At 69.9% G+C, this 17593-nt stretch carries 19 protein-coding genes and 1 pseudogene; 10 read left to right on the top strand and 10 right to left on the bottom strand.

Features of this window, described 5'->3' with window-relative positions:
* Window positions 1–56: 56 nt before the first annotated feature.
* Window positions 57–815, bottom strand: a complete 759-nt coding sequence (locus AB0C16_RS16965) for an NAD(P)-binding oxidoreductase (RefSeq protein ID WP_357683667.1) — start codon at window positions 813–815, stop codon at window positions 57–59.
* A gap of 98 nt (window positions 816–913) precedes the next feature.
* On the opposite strand from AB0C16_RS16965, the gene AB0C16_RS16970 reads away from it, so the two are divergent.
* The 3 genes from AB0C16_RS16970 to AB0C16_RS16980 all read left to right on the top strand — a co-directional run bounded on the left by AB0C16_RS16970 (window position 914) and on the right by AB0C16_RS16980 (window position 3519).
* Window positions 914–1798 (top strand): sigma-70 family RNA polymerase sigma factor, encoded by an 885-nt coding sequence (locus AB0C16_RS16970; RefSeq protein WP_357683669.1) that lies wholly within the window; start codon window positions 914–916, stop codon window positions 1796–1798.
* Window positions 1799–1991: 193 nt separating this feature from the next.
* Window positions 1992–3071: a DUF6745 domain-containing protein gene (locus AB0C16_RS16975; protein WP_357683672.1), complete on the top strand. Its 1080-nt coding sequence runs from the start codon at window positions 1992–1994 to the stop codon at window positions 3069–3071.
* 10 nt (window positions 3072–3081) lie between these two features.
* Window positions 3082–3519 (top strand): hypothetical protein, encoded by a 438-nt coding sequence (locus AB0C16_RS16980; RefSeq protein WP_357683674.1) that lies wholly within the window; start codon window positions 3082–3084, stop codon window positions 3517–3519.
* A 3-nt stretch (window positions 3520–3522) separates the two neighbouring features.
* Here AB0C16_RS16980 and AB0C16_RS16985 read toward each other — a convergent pair whose 3' ends face one another.
* Window positions 3523–4320, bottom strand: a complete 798-nt coding sequence (locus tag AB0C16_RS16985; protein WP_357683677.1) for a hypothetical protein — start codon at window positions 4318–4320, stop codon at window positions 3523–3525.
* Window positions 4321–4534: 214 nt separating this feature from the next.
* Between AB0C16_RS16985 and AB0C16_RS16990 the strand changes: the two genes are divergently transcribed.
* Both AB0C16_RS16990 and AB0C16_RS16995 read left to right on the top strand, forming a co-directional pair.
* Complete coding sequence (locus AB0C16_RS16990) at window positions 4535–5512, top strand: acyltransferase domain-containing protein (protein WP_357683680.1); 978 nt, start codon at window positions 4535–4537, stop codon at window positions 5510–5512.
* 73 nt (window positions 5513–5585) lie between these two features.
* On the top strand, window positions 5586–6053 hold the full coding sequence (locus AB0C16_RS16995; RefSeq protein ID WP_357683682.1) for an anthrone oxygenase family protein: 468 nt from the start codon (window positions 5586–5588) through the stop codon (window positions 6051–6053).
* Between the two features lie 45 nt (window positions 6054–6098).
* Here the strand turns inward: AB0C16_RS16995 and lpdA are convergent, their stop codons facing one another.
* Window positions 6099–7478: a dihydrolipoyl dehydrogenase gene (gene lpdA / locus AB0C16_RS17000; protein WP_357683685.1), complete on the bottom strand. Its 1380-nt coding sequence runs from the start codon at window positions 7476–7478 to the stop codon at window positions 6099–6101.
* A gap of 83 nt (window positions 7479–7561) precedes the next feature.
* The gene (locus AB0C16_RS17005) at window positions 7562–7918 is read right to left on the bottom strand and encodes a DUF488 family protein (RefSeq protein WP_357683687.1); all 357 of its coding nucleotides are present in this window, start codon (window positions 7916–7918) and stop codon (window positions 7562–7564) included.
* A gap of 90 nt (window positions 7919–8008) precedes the next feature.
* On the opposite strand from AB0C16_RS17005, the gene AB0C16_RS17010 reads away from it, so the two are divergent.
* Both AB0C16_RS17010 and AB0C16_RS17015 read left to right on the top strand, forming a co-directional pair.
* Window positions 8009–9061, top strand: coding sequence for a quinone-dependent dihydroorotate dehydrogenase (locus AB0C16_RS17010; protein ID WP_357683690.1), 1053 nt, complete (start codon window positions 8009–8011; stop codon window positions 9059–9061).
* 118 nt (window positions 9062–9179) lie between these two features.
* Window positions 9180–9731 (top strand): GNAT family protein, encoded by a 552-nt coding sequence (locus AB0C16_RS17015; RefSeq protein WP_357683692.1) that lies wholly within the window; start codon window positions 9180–9182, stop codon window positions 9729–9731.
* Here AB0C16_RS17015 and AB0C16_RS17020 read toward each other — a convergent pair.
* The 4 genes from AB0C16_RS17020 to AB0C16_RS17035 all read right to left on the bottom strand — a co-directional run bounded on the left by AB0C16_RS17020 (window position 9728) and on the right by AB0C16_RS17035 (window position 13576).
* Window positions 9728–11326: a beta-N-acetylhexosaminidase gene (locus AB0C16_RS17020; RefSeq protein ID WP_357683694.1), complete on the bottom strand. Its 1599-nt coding sequence runs from the start codon at window positions 11324–11326 to the stop codon at window positions 9728–9730. The two genes, AB0C16_RS17015 and AB0C16_RS17020, sit on opposite strands and share 4 nt — an antisense overlap.
* Window positions 11323–12135 (bottom strand): N-acetylmuramoyl-L-alanine amidase, encoded by an 813-nt coding sequence (locus AB0C16_RS17025; protein ID WP_357683696.1) that lies wholly within the window; start codon window positions 12133–12135, stop codon window positions 11323–11325. Before AB0C16_RS17025 ends, AB0C16_RS17020 begins: the two co-directional genes overlap by 4 nt.
* A gap of 28 nt (window positions 12136–12163) precedes the next feature.
* Complete coding sequence (locus AB0C16_RS17030) at window positions 12164–12406, bottom strand: hypothetical protein (RefSeq protein WP_357683699.1); 243 nt, start codon at window positions 12404–12406, stop codon at window positions 12164–12166.
* Between the two features lie 120 nt (window positions 12407–12526).
* A complete protein-coding gene (locus AB0C16_RS17035) occupies window positions 12527–13576 on the bottom strand; it encodes a LacI family DNA-binding transcriptional regulator (protein ID WP_357683702.1) in 1050 nt (349 codons plus the stop codon).
* Between the two features lie 146 nt (window positions 13577–13722).
* Between AB0C16_RS17035 and AB0C16_RS17040 the strand changes: the two genes are divergently transcribed.
* Window positions 13723–14388, top strand: coding sequence for a TetR/AcrR family transcriptional regulator (locus AB0C16_RS17040; protein ID WP_357683705.1), 666 nt, complete (start codon window positions 13723–13725; stop codon window positions 14386–14388).
* 131 nt (window positions 14389–14519) lie between these two features.
* On the opposite strand, the gene bldC is transcribed toward AB0C16_RS17040, so the two are convergent.
* Window positions 14520–14723 carry a developmental transcriptional regulator BldC gene (gene bldC / locus AB0C16_RS17045; RefSeq protein ID WP_013133571.1) on the bottom strand — a complete coding sequence of 68 codons (204 nt, stop codon included), beginning with the start codon at window positions 14721–14723 and terminating at the stop codon, window positions 14520–14522.
* Between the two features lie 322 nt (window positions 14724–15045).
* Window positions 15046–15909 (bottom strand): hypothetical protein, encoded by an 864-nt coding sequence (locus AB0C16_RS17050; RefSeq protein WP_357683708.1) that lies wholly within the window; start codon window positions 15907–15909, stop codon window positions 15046–15048.
* A gap of 106 nt (window positions 15910–16015) precedes the next feature.
* On the opposite strand from AB0C16_RS17050, the gene AB0C16_RS17055 reads away from it, so the two are divergent.
* Together AB0C16_RS17055 and AB0C16_RS17060 are read left to right on the top strand one after the other, a co-directional pair.
* Window positions 16016–17095: a Glu/Leu/Phe/Val dehydrogenase gene (locus AB0C16_RS17055; RefSeq protein ID WP_357683711.1), complete on the top strand. Its 1080-nt coding sequence runs from the start codon at window positions 16016–16018 to the stop codon at window positions 17093–17095.
* Between the two features lie 152 nt (window positions 17096–17247).
* A pseudogene (locus AB0C16_RS17060) lies at window positions 17248–17424 on the top strand (DUF3073 domain-containing protein); the annotation flags it as partial.
* Between the last annotated feature and the right edge of the window lie 169 nt (window positions 17425–17593).

Raw genomic sequence — 17593 nt, forward strand, 5'->3', positions numbered from 1 at the left:
CGGGTGTGCCGGGTCACGCCTGGAGGCGGAACGTCGGTGATTCGCCCCGGGAGGGCTCAAAGCCGCTCGTCCAGGAAGTCTTCCCAGGTCCGCTTGCCCACGACGGCCCCCGAGCGCGACAGGTTGTCGCCGGCCCGGTACGCGCGGCCGGCCTTTCCCGGCATCCGGACCGGCATCGTCAACCGGCGCTTGCCGCGCGCCCGCAGGTATCCGCGGATCAGTTCGGCCATCCCGTACACCTTCGGCCCGGCCAGGTCGGGCACCAGGCCGGCCGGCTTGTCGAGCGTCAGCTCCACGAGCCGGTCCGCCACCTCGCGTGCGTCGACCGGCTCGAACCGGAGCCCGCCCGGGATCGGTATCACCGGCAGCTTCGCCATCTGCCGCACCACGTTCAGGGCCAGGTCGTGGAACTGAGCGGCACGCAGCGTCGTCCACGGCAGGCCGGAGTCGGCCACGGCCCGCTCCGCGCCCAGCTTGGACCTGAAATAGCCGAGCGGGACCCGGTCCGCCCCGATGACCGAGATGTACACCAGGTGCCGCACCCCGGCCCGCGACGCGGCCCGCACCAGGTTCCGGGTCGCCTCGTCGTCACCCTTGGGGCCGCCCGCGAGGTGCAAGATGATCTCGGCTCCGTCTACCGCGGGCCCGATCCCCTGGTCCTTGAGCAGGTCACCGGTCACGTACTCGACGCCGTCCCCGGGCTCGTGGCTGTGCCGGCTGAGCACCCGCACCTCGCGGCCGGCGTCCCGCAGGAGCGGCACGACGAGGCGTCCCAGTGTGCCCGTGCCGCCGGTGAGCAGGATGGATGACGTCATGGCTTCCTCCGCGATCGTTCGGTAATGATCTTCCGGCCCCATCGGCTGGTTTTCGGGGTCTACTGTTACGACCCCCCACGAGGAAGGAACGTGACACGGTGGACGAGCGCGAGTGGCTGAGCGAGCGGTTCGAGGAACATCGCACTCGTCTGCGAGCGATCGCCTACCGGATGCTCGGTTCGGTGAGTGAGGCCGATGACGCCGTGCAGGACACCTGGCTGCGGCTCAACCGCGCCGACACGGGCGGCGTGGAGAACCTCGGCGCGTGGCTGACCACCGTGGTGGCACGCGTGTGCCTGAACGTGTTGCGCTCGCGCGACCGGCGGCGTGAGGAACCTCTCGACGTGCTCGTGCCCGATCCGATCATCAGCCCGGAGGGCGGGATCGACCCCGAGCACGAGGCGCTGCTGGCCGACTCGGTCGGGCTGGCGCTACTGGTGGTGCTCGAGACGCTGTCGCCGGCCGAGCGGCTCGCGTTCGTGCTGCACGACATGTTCGCTGTGCCGTTCGAGGTAATCGCTCCGATGATCGAGCGGTCTCCCACCGCGGCCAGGCAACTCGCGAGCCGCGCCCGCCGCCGGGTGCAGGGGCGGGCGCCGGTTCCCGACCCCGATCTCGCCCGCCAGCGCGACGTCGTCGACGCGTTCTTCGCCGCCGCGCGCGACGGCGACTTCGACGCGCTCATCGCGGTGCTCGATCCCGGCGTCGTGCTGCGGTCCGACGGGGGTAGGGTCCGCGCCCGCCACACCGTCACGATCCGCGGCGCACAGGATGTGGCCGGACAGGCGGTCACCTTCGGACGGTTCTTCCCGTTCGCGCGACCGGCGCTGATCAACGGAACCGCCGGCGTGGTGGTCGCCGCGCACGGACGGCCGTTGTCGGTCATGGGCTTCATCGTCACAGGCGGCAAGATCATCGAGATCGACGTGATCGCGGATCCGGATCGCCTCCACCGGCTCGACCTGGCCGTTCTCGACGAGTGAGGGTGAGGGCGGAGAGCCGGCGGGTGGATTCGAGTCCATTGACCACCTCGTCCTCACGGTCGCCGCCGGGTAGGGAAGTGCCCGGCCGGCCATACGGCATCACCGGCCGCCGCGACGGCTGTGGACAGACACCAAGTCGATCTGTCACTATTTCCGACATGATCATTGGAAAGGACGACGCCACCCTCATCTGGTGAGCGCTCTCCTGCAGCGGGAAGCTGCCGAAATCCGCGAAGAATGGCTGGGCTGGGCGTTGTCGACGCTGCCCGCCGACCGTCCGGCCGCAGAGGCCGCCATCTCGGGGCTGTATCACCTGATCGGGCTCGGCCCACCACGGTTCCACTGGGTCTCGTCGCCGGTCGCGGCCCTGGTGACCGTGCCGCCGGGTGTGCGTATACGGCCTTCGGAGTCCGCCGAGCGCATGTCCGAATGGCCGGTGCCCCCTCGGCTCAGGTCGCTGAGCACGATCCTGTGCCGCGAGCTCGACGGCCAGGTCAGGTGGGTCCAGCGGCCGATGGAACAACTGATCCGCCAGAAGGTCCGCGGCTCGCTCTCGCGATCCGGCAACAGCGTGCTCATGCCGGTCCAGGCGGCCCACGACTTCCGGAATCCTCGGGAGACCTCCTGGTACGGGACGCAGTGCGTCTCCTGGGTCGCCCACTACGACGCCCTGCGCCGGGCGGCCGGTGTGGTCTTCACCCCCGAGCAGACCCGGCACCTCGATCTCTGGGCGGCGGCGGCCAGGTCATGCGGCTGGTGGTGGCCCCGCGAAGACGTGTGCGTCATCTCCGAGCGCCCCGTCGCCCTGCACACGGAGGTGTGGGGCGATGACGGCGAGGTGCGGCCGCACTGTGCGGACGGCCCCGCGGTGCGATACGCGGACGGATGGGACGTCCATGCCTGGCACGGCATCCTGGTGCCCTCCTGGGTGATCGCGGATCCCGGTGTCGAGCGGATCGCGCAGGAGGCCAACGTCGAGGTCAGGCGGTGCGCGATCGAGCGCATCGGCTGGCAGACCTACATCGACCGGGCCGGGCTGCGACTGGTCGCCACCGCGCCCGACCCCGGCAATCCCGGCTCCGAGCTGCGGCTTTTCGACATGCGCAAGGAGACCAGGGTGCTCCTGGCGGTCAACGGGTCCGTCGAACGAGACGGGCACCGCCGGAGATACGGGCTGACCGTGCCGGGCTTCCTCGACGACCCCGTCGCCGCCGCCGGCTGGACCTACGGGCTGTCCGCCGAGCAGTACTCCCTACTCGTACGCCGAACCTGAGGTGATCTCCATGACTGTGACTCTCGCATCGCTCTCCCAGCGGACCGGACTCGCCGTGCTCGACCACCTCGAGCGGTCGGCGCGCATCCCCGTCGTCGACGGCCTCCAGGCCCAGGGCGACCTCATCGTCATCCCGCACGCCGTCGTCGCGTCGTCGGTGAAGTTCTGGCCCGACAGCATCTGGAAGGACGTGCCCCCGGAGGGCGTCGAGCTGCTCCGCGGGGCGGCCGGGGGCAACCCGCACACGCTCGTCGCCGACCCGGGCACCTGCCGGTGGACGACCCACGTGCTGGACACCGACCGGCTGGCGCTCGGCGTCTTCCAGACCTCGGCCGTGGCCTACCTGCTGCACCCCGAGCACGGGGCCACGGGCTGCACCCCTGGCACGTACGTCATCCGGCGCCAGCGCGAGCACGAAGGACGCTGGGAGCGCCTTGTCGCGGACTGATTCCTAGTTGTACCTGTACAGCCTGGTGGCCACCTGGTGGTCGTCGTCGAACACCGAGGCACGGTACATGCTGATGGCGAGGTCGCCGTGTTCGGCCTTCCCGCAGGTGTTGACCCCGGCCAACTGGTGGATCTCGTAGCGTGCCGTCGGGTCGCCGGCGACGAAGTATTCGGCCCGCGCCTGGTGCTTGTCGGCGCCTGTGTCGCACGCGAAGACGAACGTGTTCTTCTCGGCGAAGCAGGTGCTGGCGGCGCCCCTCGTCGACACGCAGATCTCGGACCGGGCCCGGGCGCCGGCCGGGGTGACGCGTGTTTCTCTTTTCACCGGATATTTGGTGACGTCGCGGACCGTCTTCCATCGGCTGACCTTGAGCAGTTTGTCGCCTCTGTAGAGTGCCGCTCTGAACGTGATGGTCTTGCCGATTTCGCGGCTTCCTCGAATCTCGCCTTCGCGGGCCAGATTGTGGATGACGTACTTCGTGCCCAGGTAGCCGTTCAGGTAGTACTCGACCGCGGGATGGAGCCGGTCGTTCCTCGTGTCCTCGATCGAGATGCCCGGCCGGCTGCTCTCGTCGTCCCCCACACAGGCCGCCGCGCCCTTGACCCGTACACAGGATGGCTCATCGGCGCGGGTCTCGCCGGTTTCGCGGGTCTCGCCGGTCTTGGCGGGCGTCGCGACCGCAGTGGACGCCACGGCGGGTGCCTTGCCCACGGGACGGGCGTCACCGCTCGCCGCGGCTCCCTCGACGCCGAACGCCGCGGCGGCGAGCACGACCACTACCAAGGATCTGCCTAATGTCACTTTGGCCTCTCCAGGCTCAGGAGTCACGAAGTTTGCGTGAGTGTGACGTACGGAGCCCTTTATGTGGTTCCGAATGTGTGAACCAATGGGCCCCCGCCGGTCGCCTTTCCTGTGTGGCTGGTGAGGCGTTAACCGCGGGCGGCGTCGAGCAGGTGTTCAAGCACACGTCAACGTCCGGTAAACCTAGAAGGTCGAACGAAAAGGGGGAGCCCGGGTGGCCAACGCGCTTGACCTGCTCCGATCCGACCCGCGGACCGCGGGCTGGCTGGCCGGCGTGGAGGCCGGCGACTCCCCGGAGGTCGAGATCGTCCTGCCCGACCCCACCACCCTGCTCGACCTGGCCGTGCCGCACGAGGACGTCAACGAGCTCCTCGCGCTGGCCGGGGAGCTGCGGGCCGACCCGGAGCTGTGGTGGCTGCTGCGACGCTGCGTCCAGCGGCTGGCGGGCGGCATCGGGACGATCGGCGACGCCTTCGACCTGCCCTACCTGCCGGAGGGGCTGGGCCCGGTCGGCCGCTACTTCCACGCCTACGTGTTCGCCGCCACGCTCCCTTACGTTCGGGCCTACCACCGCGAGAGGGGAGTGCCGGCCGACGTGTCGCGGCACACCCTCGCCGACCTCGGCCGCAACCTCGCCCTGCACCGCAGGCGGCACGGCACCGGCGGCGTGCTGCAGCCCTTCTGGATCAAGCTGCACTTCCGCGGCGAGCTCTACCAACTGGGACGACTGCAGTTCCAGCGCGGGACACTCGGCCGGCGCACCGGGCAAGCGGTCGCCGCGGTCCTGCCGCTCGGTCCCGGAGACCCCGCCCTGCACCTGCACATCCCCGACTTCTACGGCCCGCTGACCCGGGCCGCCTGCGACGACTCGCTGGCCCGCGCCCGCGAGTTCTTCCCCCGCCACTTCCCCGAGGAGAAGTACGCCGTCGCCGCCTGCCACTCCTGGCTGCTCGATCCGCAACTGGGCGACCACCTGCCGGAGACCTCGAACATCGTCGGGTTCCAGCGCCGCTTCCGTCCCGCCTACCGGGCCGAGTGGACCAACGACACCGGGCCGATCGAGTTCGTCTTCGGCGACCCGGGGCTGCCGGTGGAGACGCTGACCCCGCGGACCACGCTGGAGCGCGCGATCGTCGATCACCTGCGGGCCGGCGGCCACTGGTACGAGGGCAACGGCTGGTTTCCGCTCTGACGGCTGCCGTGACGCGTAATCAGGTATGCGGATACCAGGTGTGCAGATCCGCCCAAAGCGGGATCATGTGGGCATGCTGTCCATCCTGGCCGCAGTCCTCGCCGCCATCGCCCTCCTGCTGAACGGCATCATGGCGGGCATCTTCTACGCGTTCTCCAACTCCGTCATGCCGGGGCTCGACGCGGTAGAGCCCGCGCAGGCGGCGACCGTCATGCGAAGCATCAACCGGAAGATCCTCAACCCGGGATTCCTGCCCGTCTTCACGCTCTCGCCGCTCGCCTCGGCGGGCGCCGGCCTGCTCCTGCTGCTGGACGACCAGACCGGGGCCGCGACCTGGTTCTTCGCGGCGGGCGTGGTCTACGCGCTGGGCGCGTTCCTGCCGACGGCCGCGCTCAACGTGCCGATGAACAACGCCCTGGACGCCGACCGGCTGGACTGGAAGGCGTACTCGCCCCGCTGGACGCGCTGGAACTCGGTCCGCGCCGCCGCGAGCGTCGTCGCCGTGTTGCTGATCGGCGCGGGACTGTACGTATGGCGGTGATCGGTACGGCCGGCCGTACCGATCACTGATGCCGCGGCCTTCGGATCACATGTTGATCATGTGACCGGCCAGGCCGTGGATCGCCTCCTTGACCGCTTCGCCGAGGGTCGGGTGGGCGTGCACGTTGCGGGCGACCTCGTGGACCGTGAGGTCCCACAGCTGGGCCAGCGTCAGCTCCGGCAGCAGCTCGGTGACCTCGGGGCCGATCAGGTGGGCGCCGAGCAGCTCGCCGTACTTGGCGTCGCTGACGAGCTTGACGAAGCCGACGGTGTCGCCCAGGCCGTGGGCCTTGCCGTTGGCCGTGAACGGGAACTTGACCGTCTTGACGTCGTAGCCCAGGTCGCGGGCCTGCGCCTCGGTGTAGCCGAAGCTGGCCACCTGCGGCTGGCAGTAGGTGGCCCGCGGGATCATCACGTAGTCGAGCTCCATGGTCTCGGCGTCGCCGATCGTCTCGGCCGCGATGACGCCCATCGCCTCGGCGGCGTGGGCCAGCATGAGCTTGGCCGTGACGTCGCCGATGGCGAAGATGTGCGGCACGTTGGTCCGGCACCGGCCGTCGATCGCGATCGCGCCCCGGTCGGTGAGGGCCACGCCGGTCTTCTCCAGACCGTAGCCGTCGATCCGCGGCTGGAAGCCGATCGCCTGCAGCACCTTGTCGGCCTCGAGCACCTGCCGCTGCCCGTCACGGCTGACGGTCACCTTGACCGACGAACCGGTGTCGTTTATGTCCTCCACCCGGGTCGAGGTCAGCACCTCGATGCCGAGCCGCTTGTAGCGCTTGGCCAGCTCGGCGGAGACCTCCTCGTCCTCCAGCGGCACCACCCGGTCGAGGAACTCCACGATCGTCACCTTGACGCCGTAGTTGTGCAGCACGTACGCGAACTCCACGCCGATCGCGCCCGCGCCCGCGATGATGATGCTCTCCGGCAGCCGCTCGGAAAGGATCTGCTCCTCGTACGTCACCACCCGCTCCGACAGGGAGGTGCCCGGGATCAACCTGGTGGTGGCGCCCGTGGCGATGATGCAGTGATCGAAGGTGACGGTCTCGCCGTTGACCTGGATCGTGTTGGCGTCCAGGAACGTGCCGCGGCCGTCGTACTCGGTGATGGCGTTCTTCTTCATCAGGTAGTGGACGCCCTTGACACGGCCGTCGGCCACCTTGCGGCTGCGCGTGTAGGCGGCGCCGTAGTCGAAGGTCACCTCGCCGCTGATGCCGAACGTCTTGGCCTCGTTGGTGAAGATGTGGGCCAGCTCGGCGTTGCGCAGCAGCGCCTTGGACGGGATGCACCCCACGTTCAGGCAGACGCCACCCCAGTATTTCTCCTCGATGACCGCTGCGCGCAGCCCGAGCTGGGCGGCGCGGACCGCGGCCGTGTATCCTCCAGGACCCGCGCCGAGAACGACGACGTCATAGTGAGAGCTCATGAGTCGGACCATACCGCCCGCCCGGCTCCACCCCTGACTGTCGCCCCTGTGCCGATCTCCTGCCCGGCGCCGCTCGATCGAGGTCAGCCGGAGACGGCCGCCCGGACATGGTCACGCAGCACGCGGGCCTGGTTGTGCTCGGTGTCCTTGGCCGCGTAGAGCAGCGTCACCGGGCCACGCTCGGCCGCGTCGAGCAGGGGCCGCAGCGCCTCGGGATGCTCGTCGAGCTCGGCGCGGTAACGCTTGGCGAACTCCTCGAAACGTTCGGGACGGTGACCGAACCACTCGCGCAACTCGGTCGAAGGCGCGAGATCCTTCAACCAGCCGTCCAGGTGCAGGTCGCTCTTGCGGACGCCGCGCGGCCAGAGGCGGTCCACCAGGAACACCGTTCCCTCGGTCGGCTCGTGGTCGTAGACGCGCTGGATGTTCACAGGTCCCATGCCCCACGCATACCCCGTCGGAGCCATGACCACCACCGGGCGCGGGTCGCGATCATCGCGCGCCGGGCCGGCTTGGTAGCCTGACCCCTGATGTATCGCCTCGTATTCACGCAGGTCTTGCGACGTTTCGACGCCGAGGCCGTGCACCACCTGACCATCCGGGCCCTCGCGCTCCTCTCGGCGCTGCCGCTGCTCAAACGGCTGCTCCACAGACTGCTCGCGCCTCGCGACCCGGCCCTTCGCGTCAGCGCGTTCGGAGTGCACTTCCCCGGGCCGCTGGGCCTGGCCGCCGGCTTCGACAAGGAGGCCGCCTGCGCCGAGGGCATCGCCGCGCTCGGCTTCGGCCACGTCGAGGTCGGCACCATCACCGCCCACGGCCAGCCCGGCAACCCCCGCCCACGGCTGTTCAGGCTGGTCCAGGAGCGGGCGATCATCAACCGGATGGGCTTCAACAACGCCGGAGCCGTGGCCGCCGCCCGCCGCCTGCGCCGCCCGCGTGGGGTGCCGGTCGTGGTGGGCGTCAACATCGGCAAGACCAAGGTGGTGCCGGAGGCGCGGGCCGCGGCCGACTACGTGGAGAGCGCCAAGGAGCTGGCGCCGCTGGCCGACTACCTCGTGGTCAACGTCAGCTCGCCCAACACACCCGGGCTGCGCGACCTGCAGGCCGTGGAGCTGCTGCGGCCGCTGCTGGCCGCGGTCAAGGAGGTCGCCGACGGCACGTCCCGCCGCACGCCGCTGCTGGTGAAGATCGCCCCCGACCTGGCCGACGACGACGTGGACGCGGTGGCCGACCTGGCGCTGGAGCTCGGGCTCGACGGCATCATCGCGACCAACACCACGATCAGGCACGGCGGCGAGACCGGCGGCCTGTCGGGACGGCCGCTCAAAGCGCGCTCGCTGGAGGTGCTGCGACGGCTGCGGGCCCGCGTCGGTGACCGGCTCACCCTCGTCTCGGTGGGCGGCGTGGAGGACGTCGACGACGTGTGGGAACGGCTGCTGGCCGGGGCCACGCTCGTGCAGGGCTACACCGGCTGGATCTACGGCGGCCCGTTGTGGGCCTCGCGCATCCACCGGCAGCTGTCGCGCCGCCTCCGCCGCCACCGCCTGACCTCCATCACCGAGATCATCGGCCGCACCGCCTGAGGCCGCCGCCTGAGACAGCTCTCTGAGACGCCATCTGAGACCGCTTGAGATCGCACCGCCTGAAGGGGAAACCGGTCGGCGCCGTACGGAGGCGTGGCGTGGGTCCTAGGGTTGGACGGTGACCTTGCCACTCGTTGACGACGTCGTCCTGCGCCCGGTCGCGGTCGATGACGCGGAGGCCCTGACCGAGGCCTACGTGCGCAACCGCGAGCACCTTCGCCACTGGGACCCTCGCCGCCCCGACGACTTCTTCACCCTGCGGGGCCAGGTCATCCGGGTGGAGGACCAGCTCGAACAGCGGAACACCGGGCGCCTGATGCCGTGGGTGCTCGCTGACGGCGACTCCGTCGTCGGCTGCGTCAACCTCTCCAACATCGTGCTCGGCCCGTTCCGCAGCGGCAGCCTGGGCTACTGGGTCGATGCCGCCTACAACGGGCGCGGCCTCGCGACCGCCGCGGCGCTGGCCGCCTGCCAGGTAGCCGACGAGCGGCTGCGCCTGCACCGGATCGAGGCGGGCACGCTGCTCGACAACGTGGCTTCCCAGCGGGTGCTGGCCAAGGCGGGATTCGAGGCCATCGGCGTCGCCCCGCACTACCTGCACATCGACGGCTCATGGCGCGACCACAAGCTCTTCCAGCGCATCCTCAACGAGCGTCCGCCCGGAGGCTAGATGCTGGGGCGGGTCGACTCCGCGTCGTGGGTCATCCGGTCGAGACGCTCCATGATGTCGGCCATCGTGTGCGGGCTGGGCCGGTGCGGCCTGCGGCGCTGCCACGGACGGGGCCCGCCGGAGGGGCGATACTCCACGCCGAGGGCGTCGAGCCGTCGCAGGTGCGCCTCCAGCCGCTCCGCGAAGCCCTCGCCCGCGGCCCCGTGCCAGGCCACCTCGGCCAGCGCGCACGCCCGCGGCCAGGCGCGGTAGTCGAGTGTGCGGGCGTCGGCGGTGTATTCGCTCCAGAGCTGCGCCTGGGCGCCGACGACGTGTGAGCGTTCCTCCTCCGTCCAGTCGTCGGGGGCCGGGGCGAAGGCGGCCACATCGGCCACCGTGATCACGTCGCCGAGGGATTTCGGCTCGTCCCGTGACGCCGACTCGGCGTAGTCGAAGTAGAGCGGGAACACCGGCGTGGCGACCACGTCGTGGCCGGCCGCGGCGGCGCGCCGGCCGACCCCCATGCCCCGCCACGGCATCACCAGGGTGTCCTGGCGCAGCCCGCCGCTGACGAACGCCTCGTCCCAGACGACCGCGCGCGAGCCCCGCTCGGCCAGCAGGTCGGCCAGCCGCCGCAGGAACCACGACTGCAGCGAGCTCACGGAGGCCAGCCCCAGCGAGTCGCGGTAGGCGGTGATCTCGGGGGAGGCCGCCCAGTGGTCGAGCACCACCTCGTCGCCGCCGATGTGGACGTAGGGCGTCTCGCCGAGGGCGCCGGCCAGCTCGTCGAAGATCGTGGTCAGGAACTCGACCGTGGGCGGCAGCGGCGACAGGATCGCGGGGGAGATGCCCCAGCGATCGAGCACCGTGTGGCTCTCGCCGTCCACCCCCAGCGACGGGTAGGCGGCCAGGATGGCCGAGGCGTGACCGGGGACGTCGATCTCGGGCACGATCACGATCTCGCGGGCCCGCGCGTAGGCGGCCATCTCGGCCAGGTCGTCGAGTGAGTAGTGGCCGCCGTGCGGCAGGTCGTCGTAGGTCTCCGGCTCGCCGCGCAGGTTGGTCATGGTGCGCGGCCGGTGCGAGGAGATCTCGTTCAGCAGTGGGTAGGCCCTGCTCTCCACCCGCCACCCCTGGTCGTCGGCCAGGTGCAGGTGGAGCCGGTTGAGCTTGTGCACGGCCATCAGGTCGACCAGGCGGAGGATCTCCCGCTTGGGGAAGAAGTGCCGGGCCACGTCCAGGTGCAGCCCCCGCCAGGCGAAACGGGGAGAGTCTTCGATCCGCACCCCGGGAACGCTCCACGTGGCGCCGGCCGAGAACCGGTAGGAGGCGTCGGGCAGCAACTGGTGCAGCGTCTGCCCGGCGTAGAACGCGCCGGCCCGCCCGCCCGCGGTGATCTCCACCCCGCGCGACCCCACGACCAGTTTGTACGCCTCGGAGCCGAGCGCCGGGTCGTGCCGCAGGTCGATCGCCCCCGAGTCGCCGGGCAGCGGATCGAGCCCGGCGAGCGCCACCCGAACGGCGCCGACCATCTCGGCAGGCCCCGACACGGTGGCGCCGGAGGCCAGCTCGTAGGAGCCGGAGAGCGGGTTGAACAGGCGAGGCCGAGGGATCACGATCTGAAATACTGCTGCAAACCGTTCGACAAAGCCAGTGCGATCTTCTGCCGGAACTTCGGATCGCCGAACTTCGCCGCCTCGGCGGGGTTCTTCATGTTGCCGGCCTCGATGAAGATCTTCGGCACGGTCGACAGGTTGAGCCCGCCGAGGTCGTTGCGGAAGTCGAGCGCCTTGCTGCCGATGTAGGTCGAGTAGGGCAGCCCGGTGCCCTTGCGATAGGCGTCGCGTACGGCGATGCCCAGCTTGCGGGAGTCGCCCACGACCGGGTCGACCGGCCCGTTGATCTTCTTGGGCATGATCACGTGGAAGCCCTGGTTGGCCGGGGCGCTCCCGTCGGCGTGCACCGAGATCGCGGCGTCGGCCTTGGCCCGGTTGGCGATCGCGGCCCGCTCGGTGATGCACGGGCCCACGCTGTCGTTGTCGCTCCTGGTCAGCTTGACCGTGGCGCCGCGGCTCTTGAGGATCTTGGCCATCCGGTTGGCGACGTCCCAGGTGAAGGCGGCCTCGGTGTAGCGGCCGGCGGTCTGCGTGCCGGTGGTGTCGCAGGCCTTCCACTGGGTCAGCACGTTGACCTTGCGATTGATGGCCTTCGGGTCGCGGTAGTTGCCCCCGTTGTGGCCGGGATCGATGACGATCACCTTGCCGGCTAGCGGCTCGGCCCCGGTGGCCGCCGCCGTTGCGGGCGCGGCGCCGGCCCTGGCGGGTGGGTTGGCCTGACCTGCCGCGGCGCCGCCGGTGGCGGCACCGCCGCACGCGGAGACGATCAGGCCGCAGGTGGCGAGGACGGTGGCGGGTAGTGCACGCATAGGTTCCAACTTACGTCAGCGCCGGTTCTCACCAGACGTGTTCGCCGACCTCCTGCCGCTGGAGCAGCGCGGCCAGCTCCCGCGCGTCCTCGGCGTCGAGGCCGAGCACGACGCGGGGGCGGCCCCACGGGTGGTCGAGGGAGTGGGCGACGTAGCTGGCCACGGACTCGGCGTCGGCGCCCAGCCCCCTGCCCGCCCGCCAGTGGCCCCACGCCCGCTCGAGCTCGGCCGCCGCCCGTTGGGCGCAGGACACCAGTTCTGGATCACGCATGACCGTTCCCCCGGATCAGATCGTGACCGAACCATATTCGGCCACACTTTGCATGACCCTGGTGAGTAAACCGCCGTACGGGGAGGATGCCGGGCGGGTTGACCGAGCCTTGGCCAGTTCTTAGACGGGTCCCGTGCTGCGCCGTACGATCAGCTCGGGGGTCACCTGGCGCAGCCGCGCGCCCTTGGCGGGGTCTCCGATCCGGTCGCTGAGCAGGGCCGCCGCCGACCTGCCCATGGTGCGGCGCGGTTGGTCGACCGAGGTGAGCGAGATGTGGTGCGAGGCCGATAGGTGGGTGTTGTCGTAGCCGACCACCGAGACATCGTCGGGCACGCGCAGGCCCAGGTCGCCGGCGGCCGACAGCACACCGAGCGCCACCATGTCGTTGGCGGCGAAGATCGCCGAGGGCCGGGGATCCCGGGTCAGCAGGGCGTGAGCCGCCTCCCTGCCACCCTCCTCGGTCGAGGCCGCGGCCTCGACCATGATGTACGGGGCCAGGGCGTGCCTGCGCATCGCCACGAGGTAGCCCTCGCAGCGGGAGGGGCGCGGGCCCTCGATGTGCGCGATCCGCTTGTGGCCCAGCTCGACCAGGTGGTCGATGGCCAGGCGGGCGCCGAGCTGGTCGTCGTCGACGACGATGTCGACGCCTTCGAGCTCGATGTCACGTTCCCCCACGACGACCGTGGGAGTGTAGGAGGTCGCCTCGATCAGGGTCTCGCTGGTCGGAGCGATGCCCAGCAGCACCAGCCCGTCGACCCTGAGCTCCAGGAAGGCCTCGACGGCCTCGTCCTCGAACGCTGGGTCCCACTGGCTGTTGCCGATCAGCATGCGCAGCCCGTCGCCGTGCAGGCTCTCCTGCAGGCCGTCGAGGAACTCGGCGTAGAACGGGTTGTGCAGGTCGGCGACGAGCGCGCCGACGAGGTGGGTACGGCCCTCGACGAGGCTGCGCGCGACCGCGTTCGGCCGGTAGCCGAGCTCGCGGGCCGCCTGCAGCACGGCCTGCCGCCGGTGCTCGCTCACGTGCGGCGAGCCGCGTAACACGAGTGAGACCAGCGACTTGGAGACGCCGGCACGCTCGGCGACGTTGCGGATGGTGGGTCTTGGACGAGGCAGTGCGTCTACCTCTCGAAGCTCGGCGATAGTTGAAGACTTGACGGGTGGTCCTGACATGTGTCTCCCCCGCGATGCGAAGTTGGGCACCTGTCTCACCAAACGATCGAGTCAGCCGCAGGGTACGGCCTGAGATAAGGGAAGCCTGTTATTGACCGGCTCGCCACAGGTCCGCTATTGGGGATCGCGTCGGATAGTGTGCAGGTGTGACACCCGGTAAGTCGGCCGAGACCGCACGACCCGCGCGGCGCCGGCTGAGCGTCGACCGCCGCCGCGAGGAGCTCATGGCGGCGGCCCTGGAGCTCTTCAGCAAGCGCGATGCCGAAGACGTCTCGATCGACGACGTCGCCTCGGCCGCGGGCGCTTCGCGGGCGCTGGTCTACCACTACTTCGGTGGCAAGCAGGAGCTCTACGTGGCGGCGCTGCGGAGCGCGGCCGAGCAGTTGGAGTCGCGGCTGCGCCCTCAGGAGGGCGGCCGGCCGCTCGACGAGCTGTCCGCCGGGCTCACCCGCTACTTCGACTTCGTCGAGGAGCACGCCGCCGGCTTCGCCGCACTGCTGCGCGGTGGCCCCGCCAACCGCGCGGGTGAGGTGGGCGAGATCGTCGACGGGGTCAGGCAACGCCTCTTCCGGCTCATCCAGAGGCAGATGCGGGTCGATCAGCCGAGCCCGGTGCTCCGCATCACGCTGCGATCGTGGATCGCCTCGGTCGAGACCGCGGGTCTCGACTGGCTCGAACATCGTGACATCGAGCGCCCCGCGCTCGAGAAGATGCTCGTCGACCAGATGGTGTCGCTACTCGGCGTGGCCGCCGGCTACGACGCCGACGTCAACCGGCTCCTGGCACTCCTGACACAGGAGCAGGTGGCGTAGCCGTCAGGAAGGATGGCGCCGGGCGGGCGGCGCCAACTCCCGTATGCGACGCTTCGTCGTCACAGAGGTGGACCGGGCCGTCCAGCCAGGCCCACCGTTCAACCCCCCTGAGGTTCGTGACGACCTCGGCATTACTCCGAGCGCTGCTGCGGAATCCCCGCCAGCAGTGCCCGAACCTCGGTCTCGCGGTAACGCCGGTGACCGCCGAGGGTACGAATCGACGTCAACTTGCCCGCCTTGGCCCACCGGGTAACGGTCTTGGGGTCGACCCTGAACATGGTCGCGACCTCGGCGGGCGTGAGCAGCGGCTCGGCCTCGGGTGTACGAGCTGACATTTGTGCGGCCTCTCCTCCGTGTGGACCGGCTTAGCGATCCTGTGACTGCCTTTGCGCGTGTCACGGATGTCCCCCTATGAGCCAGAGCGTGCGGCTTTTCCGGCTCATATGCGGCATCACCCGAAGTGACCATACAGCCACGCTGAGCGATTGGCGAGCCCTTCTTTGACCCAACTGCCCGCCCCCGTGGCGATGTCACGCTCGGTGATTCTAGCGACACGTTTCGTGGTATCGCAGTGAAAACGGCAAACTACTCAGTTCGCAGAAGTGAGTAGTCGGGAGTCATGACCGACTCATGCAGGTCAGAGGGTTGTTTTGGGGCTCAGTTGGCAGATTCCAGGAGTTGCATTGACTTCCAGCGCAGGATGACCCTCTGATACATGGCGAAGGCAAGCTCTTCTTGACCCGTGTCCAGCCCCGTGAGGGCCGCCGACAGCTCGGCCACCGACTGGTCGGCCTGCAGCGCCCCGTCGTCCATGAGGTGCACGAGACCGCCGTAGTCGAGCTCGACCAGCGAGTGGGGGTGGAACTCCTCCAGCCAGCGGGCGACGTCCTCCACGTCGAAGTTGGCCGACACGTCGCCCAGGTGCCGGCGCAGCACCTGCAGCGCCCGCGCCGCCCGCCTGCGGGCCTGGGCCATGGAGGTGACGTAGATGAGGTTGCGTCCCGTCGCCGTCGTCACGTCCTGTCCCGGTGTCGAGGAGCCGAGCACCAGCCAGCGCTCGTTTCCATCAAACGGCACGAACCACGAGGGTGGCACATGCCACGCCGTGGTGCGGATGTGGGTGCGCAGCGCGGAGGAGCCACCCCCGCGTTTGTACCTGTCGAAGTCGTCGGCGGTCTGGTCGGCGATGGCCTTGGGGACGAGGCGGTCCATCAGCTTCACCGGGGTGCCGCCGCGCAGCCGTGAGAACGCCAGCCACGACCGCAGCCGGGTCTGCCAGGGGCAAACGTAGAGCCGGTCCTCAACGCGCCGCAGGTAGGCGTTGGGGCTCTCCTGGGCGGGCACGGGCTGCGGAGGCGTGCCGAGCAGGCGCAGGACGGCCTCGCCGTGCTCGGCGTTGAGGGCGTTGGCGCGGCGCGGGCGGTCGCGTGAGTCGGCGTAGTCGGCCCACACCTTCCGCTCAGTCTCGGCAAAGGCGCTCAACGGCTCGTAGACACGGAGGTACGCGGCATAGGGCAGCACGGAGGCATCGTGTCATGAAGACCACTGGCTTGCACCGTGGTGGCCATTACGCTGGGAGGCGATCTCCGCCGCGAAGAGGCGGCGGACCGGACCAGGAGTCACTACCGTGACCGACGTCTTCAGTCCGTCCCACAAGGACGTGCACGAGCAGGTCGTCTTCTGCGCCGACGCGCACAGCGGCCTGCGAGCCATCATCGCCATCCACAACACGGCACTCGGTCCCGCCCTCGGCGGCACCAGGTTCTACCCGTACGAGAGTGAGCAGGCGGCGCTGACCGACGTGCTCAACCTCGCGAGGGGGATGGCCTACAAGAACGCGCTGGCCGGGCTCGACCTCGGCGGCGGCAAGGCCGTCATCATCGGCGACCCGGGCCGCGACAAGAGCGAGGCGCTGCTGCGCGCCTACGGCAGGTTCGTCGAGTCGCTCGGCGGCCGCTACATCACCGCCTGCGACGTGGGCACCTACAGCGAGGACATGGACGTCATCGCCCGCGAGTCGCGCTTCGTCACCGGCCGCACCCTCGCTCACGGCGGCGCCGGCGACTCCTCCATCCTGACCGCCTTCGGCGTCTTCCAGGGCATGCGCGCCTCGGCCGAGCAGGTCTACGGCACACCGTCGCTGCACGGCCGCCGGGTCGGCGTCGAGGGCGTCGGCAAGGTCGGCCACCGGCTCGTGGAGCTGCTCCGCGAGGACGGCGCCGACGTGGTGATCTGCGACGTCAGCGAGCAGGCCGTCGAGAGGGTGCGCCAGCGCCGTCCCGAGGTGGACGTGGTGGCCGACGCCGAGGCGCTGACCTCGGCCGACCTCGACGTCTTCGCCCCCTGCGCGCTGGGCGGAGCGCTCGACGACGACACGGTCGACAAGCTGCGCGCGAAGATCGTCTGCGGTGCGGCCAACAACCAGCTGGCCCACCCCGGGGTCGAGAAGCAGCTGGCCGAGCGCGGCATCCTCTACGCGCCCGACTACGTGGTCAACTCCGGCGGCGTGATCCAGGTGGCCGACGAGATCGAGGGTTTCAGCATGGAGCGGGCCAGGGCCAAGGCGGCGCAGATCTACGACACCACGCTGAAGATCTTCGCCATCGCCGCCGAGGAAGGCGTCCCTCCGGCGGCGGCAGCGGATAGGCTGGCGGAGCGCAGAATGTCGGAAGTCGGGCGCGTTAGGGGCATTTGGCTGGGCCACTGACGCCCCGCGCCGGTACGACGTACCGAGCTGGGCACAAAACAGGTACGGTAATAGGCGAACGATAGGCTGACGTCCATAGTCAGGGCGGCGTCAGTGTGTGGTGCGTTAGCGACGAGGGGTCGGGGACGACCCCACACGAGGGGGTCGAGCCAATGGGGCGCGGCCGAGCAAAGGCCAAGCAGGTCAAGGTTGCTCGCCAGCTGAAGTACAACAGCGGTGGCACGGATCTTGACCGTCTTCGCGACGAACTCGGGGTCGGAGACTCCAGCCGCAATGACGACACCGACGACCTCAACGATGAGCTGGCGGATCGCTATGCCGATTACTCCACGAACGAGCCCTCGTCCAGCAGGGTCAGCACGCGCTCGCGGGCCGCGTCGACCGTGCCCACATGTGGGAGCAGGTGCCCCGATTCGGCCTGGCAGGCCTCCGCGAACTCGCGCGAGGCGCGCTCCAGCACGGCCCGCTCCTCCGGGTCGTCGGGGGTGGCGTCCAAGG

Source organism: Nonomuraea sp. NPDC048916 (assembly GCF_040649575.1).
Taxonomy (GTDB): domain Bacteria; phylum Actinomycetota; class Actinomycetes; order Streptosporangiales; family Streptosporangiaceae; genus Nonomuraea.

What these genes read in the sequence shown, in the direction of transcription:
- AB0C16_RS17030 (WP_357683699.1), bottom strand. Translation starts at nt 12,406, where the DNA reads ATGCGTGATCCAGAACTGGTGTCCTGCGCCCAACGGGCGGCGGCCGAG.
- AB0C16_RS17005 (WP_357683687.1), bottom strand. Translation starts at nt 7,918, where the DNA reads ATGGGACCTGTGAACATCCAGCGCGTCTACGACCACGAGCCGACCGAG.
- AB0C16_RS16980 (WP_357683674.1), top strand. Translation starts at nt 3,082, where the DNA reads ATGACTGTGACTCTCGCATCGCTCTCCCAGCGGACCGGACTCGCCGTG.
- AB0C16_RS16995 (WP_357683682.1), top strand. Translation starts at nt 5,586, where the DNA reads ATGCTGTCCATCCTGGCCGCAGTCCTCGCCGCCATCGCCCTCCTGCTG.
- AB0C16_RS17010 (WP_357683690.1), top strand. Translation starts at nt 8,009, where the DNA reads ATGTATCGCCTCGTATTCACGCAGGTCTTGCGACGTTTCGACGCCGAG.
- AB0C16_RS16965 (WP_357683667.1), bottom strand. Translation starts at nt 815, where the DNA reads ATGACGTCATCCATCCTGCTCACCGGCGGCACGGGCACACTGGGACGC.
- AB0C16_RS17025 (WP_357683696.1), bottom strand. Translation starts at nt 12,135, where the DNA reads ATGCGTGCACTACCCGCCACCGTCCTCGCCACCTGCGGCCTGATCGTC.
- AB0C16_RS17035 (WP_357683702.1), bottom strand. Translation starts at nt 13,576, where the DNA reads ATGTCAGGACCACCCGTCAAGTCTTCAACTATCGCCGAGCTTCGAGAG.
- lpdA (WP_357683685.1), bottom strand. Translation starts at nt 7,478, where the DNA reads ATGAGCTCTCACTATGACGTCGTCGTTCTCGGCGCGGGTCCTGGAGGA.
- bldC (WP_013133571.1), bottom strand. Translation starts at nt 14,723, where the DNA reads ATGTCAGCTCGTACACCCGAGGCCGAGCCGCTGCTCACGCCCGCCGAG.